Annotated in this window: 1 protein-coding gene; it reads left to right on the forward strand. The window is 60.1% G+C overall.

Annotated elements, in window-relative coordinates:
* Positions 1–3,969: Ig-like domain-containing protein (locus tag EQV97_RS28780; RefSeq protein WP_240890568.1), on the forward strand; the 3,969-nt coding region annotated here is incomplete at both ends.

Below are 3,969 nucleotides of genomic sequence, written 5' to 3' on the forward strand. Positions count from 1 at the left end.
GTTCCGGTACTGACGTCACTTCGACCCTGAATATCAGCGTCACTCCGGTTGATGACAGCTTCACCGATGCCAGCGAAAGAGTGTCCACCCTTGAAGACACTGCCGTTACCGGCAGCGTCCTCACGGGCACCTCGAGCGTCGACGGCCCGGTCAGCGTGCTTAACTTCACCATCGGCGAAACCACCTACGCCGCCGGCAGCACCGCGACTATCGCTAATGTCGGCACCCTGGTGATCGGGACGAACGGGGCGTACACCTTCACCCCAGCCGCCAATTACAACGGCAGCGTGCCAGTGGTCAGCTACACCGTCACCGACGGCTCCGGTAGCAATGTCACTTCGACCCTGAACATCAGCGTTACCCCGGTTGATGACAGCTTCACCGATGCCAGCGAAACGGTCTCCACCCTGGAAGACACTGCCGTTACCGGCAGCGTCCTCACGGGTACCTCAAGCGTCGACGGCGATGTGACTGTGGTCAACTTCACTATCGGCACTAGCACGTACACCGCTGGTAGCACCGCGACCATCGCCAATGTCGGCACCTTGGTAATCGGGGCAAACGGGGCGTACACCTTCACCCCAGCCGCCAATTACAACGGCACAGTGCCAGTGGTCAGCTACACCGTCACTGACGGCTCCGGTAGCAATGTCACTTCGACCCTGAACATCAGCGTCACCCCGGTCGATGACAGCTTCACCGATGCCAGCGAAACCGTGTCCACCCTGGAAGACACTGCCGTGACCGGCAGCGTCCTCACGGGTACCTCGAGCGTCGACGGCGACGTGACCGTGGTCAACTTCACCATCGGTGCGAACACCTACACCGCCGGCAGTACGGCGACTATCGCCAACGTCGGCACTCTGGTGATCGGCGCGAACGGGGCTTACACCTTCACCCCGGCCGCCAACTACAACGGCACAGTGCCAGTGGTCAGCTACACCGTTACCGACGGTTCCGGTAGCAATGTCACTTCGACCCTGAACATCAGCGTCACCCCGGTCGACGACAGCTTCACCGATGCCAGCGAAACGGTCTCCACCCTGGAAGACACTGCCGTTACCGGCAGCGTCCTCACGGGTACCTCGAGCGTCGACGGCGATGTGACCGTGGTCAACTTCACCATCGGTACGAGCACTTACACCGCTGGTAGCACCGCGACTATCGCCAATGTCGGCACCCTGGTCATTGCGGCCAATGGCGCCTACACCTTTACTCCGGCCGCCAACTACAACGGCACAGTGCCAGTGGTCAGCTACACCGTTACCGACGGCTCTGGCTCTGACCTCACCTCGACTCTGAACATCAGCGTCACCCCGGTCGACGACAGCTTCACCGATGCCAGCGAAACCGTGTCCACCTTGGAAGACACTGCCGTGACCGGCAGTGTCCTCACTGGCACCTCGAGCGTCGACGGCGACGTGACCGTGGTCAACTTCACCATCGGTACGAACACCTACACAGCTGGTAGCACCGCGACTATCACCAACGTCGGCACCCTGGTGATCGGGACGAACGGGGCTTACACCTTCACCCCAGCCGCCAACTACAACGGCACAGTGCCAGTGGTTAGCTACACCGTCACCGACGGTTCCGGTAGCAATGTCACTTCGACCCTGAACATCAGCGTCACCCCGGTCGATGACAACTTCACCGATGCCAGCGAAACCGTGTCCACCTTGGAAGACACTGCCGTTACCGGCAGCGTCCTCACTGGCACCTCGAGCGTCGACGGCGATGTGACCGTGGTCAACTTCACCATCGGTACGAGCACTTACACCGCTGGTAGCACCGCGACTATCGCCAATGTCGGCACCCTAGTGATCGGGGAAAACGGGGCGTACACCTTTACTCCGGCCGCCAACTACAACGGCACAGTGCCAGTGGTCAGCTACACCGTCACCGACGGTTCCGGTAGCAATGTCACTTCGACCCTGAACATCAGCGTCACCCCGATCAATGACCCGAGCGTCCTGACTGCGGATACCAAAACGGTCGATGAAGACAATGTTGCAACCGGCAACGTGCTCGGCAACGACATAGACGTCGACAACACTCTGAGTGTCGCGACATTCACCGTACAAGGCGTCACCGGTTCCTTTACTGCGGGTCAAGTCGCTACTATCGCCGGCGTCGGCACCGTGACTATCGCCGCCAACGGCGACTACAGTTTCACCCCAGCGGCGAACTGGAACGGCACTGCTCCGCAGATCAGCTACACCACCAACACCAATTCCATAAGCACGCTGGACATCACAGTCAACTCGGTCAACGACGCGCCGACAGTCAGCACCACATCCGCCAGCGGTGATGAAGATCATCTGATTACCGTGCAGCTAGGCGGCAATGACATCGACGGCAGCGTCAACCATTTCAGCCTGACCAGCCTGCCAGCCAACGGCGTGTTTTATGCTGACGCCGCCGGGACGATCGCGTTGACCGCCAGCAGCGCGATCACCGCGACCGCCAACGGCGCAACGATTTACTTCAAGCCTACCGGCGACTGGAGTGGTACCACCCACTTCACCTACAGCTCGACCGACAACCAGGGCATGCCTTCCGCGTCTCCGGCAACTGGCACTATCGTCGTCGCGCCAATAACCGATACCCCAAGCCTGTCACTGACCGGTGGCGGTCTGGTCGTCTCGACTGACCTGCAGGAAGTCGTGCTGAAAAGTGCTCATGGCGACGTTGCTGTCAGCAAGCTCGGTAACGGCGTTTGGCACACTGACAACAACGGTGGCATGGTCGAAATCGGCAAGGCCAGCGTCTACGGTGCCGGCGGCGATAATCAGGTCATCGAACTGGAACGTAACTCCGGTGATGCGGCCAACCTCTACACCACCATTGATGCCCAGGCTGGTACCACCTACAACGTGTCGTTCGACTATGCACCGCGGGCTGGTGTAGATAACTCGCTCATCAATGTGTACTGGGGTGGCCAACTCATTGGCACCCTGAACACCGCGACCGCCGGCATGCAGCACTACAGCTTTGACATTCCGGTCACAGCCGATGGCAACCAGAAGCTCGAGTTCCGCGCCGGGGACAGCAACAGCTTGGGCGGCGTGCTGGACAACATCAATGTCACTCAAGTGCTCAACTCGGGCCTTGAAGACAACGCGATTCTGCTGTCAACCATCCAGGCCCACACCAACGACGCCGACGGCTCGGAAACACTCACTATCACACTGAGCGACTTGCCGACGGGTTCCAGTCTCACCGATGGCATCCACACCTTCAATGCAACCAACGGCTCGACCTCCGTGGACCTCGCGGGCTGGAACTTGTCCACGCTCAAGCTGACACCGCCGACAAACTTCAATGGCGACATCACCCTGACCGTAACGGCCACTGCCAAAGACGGCGATGCCCCAAGTGCCAGCACTTCACTGCCACTAGTTGTGCACGTTGCGGCCGTCGATGACGCAAGCTTGCTGCAGCTGGACCGGATCACCGTCGACGAAGACCATGATGCGATCGGCAACGTGCTGACCAACGACTACGATGTCGACAATGCCCTGAGCGTTACCGGTTTCACTGTGAGCGGGGTCAACGGCAGCTTCACCGCGGGCCAGACCGCGACCATTATCGGTGTCGGAACGCTGATCATCGCCAGCAACGGCGACTACACCTTCAAGCCGGCGGCTGACTGGAATGGCAACGTCCCACAGGTGACCTACACCACCAGCACTGGCTCGAGCAGTACGCTGAATATCAGCGTCACCCCGGTCGATGACAGCTTCACCGATGCCAGCGAAAGAGTGTCCACCCTTGAAGACACTGCCCTTACCGGCAGCGTCCTCACGGGTACCTCGAGCGTCGACGGCCCGGTCAGCGTGCTTAACTTCAGCATCGGCGAAACCACCTACGCCGCTGGCAAAACGGCGACCATCGCCAATGTCGGCACCCTGGTAATCGGGGCAAACGGGGCGTACACCTTTACTCCGGCCGCCAACTACAACGGCA

This window comes from Pseudomonas sp. TMW22090, from assembly GCF_022496665.1.
GTDB classification, from domain to species: Bacteria; Pseudomonadota; Gammaproteobacteria; order Pseudomonadales; family Pseudomonadaceae; genus Aquipseudomonas; species Aquipseudomonas gregormendelii.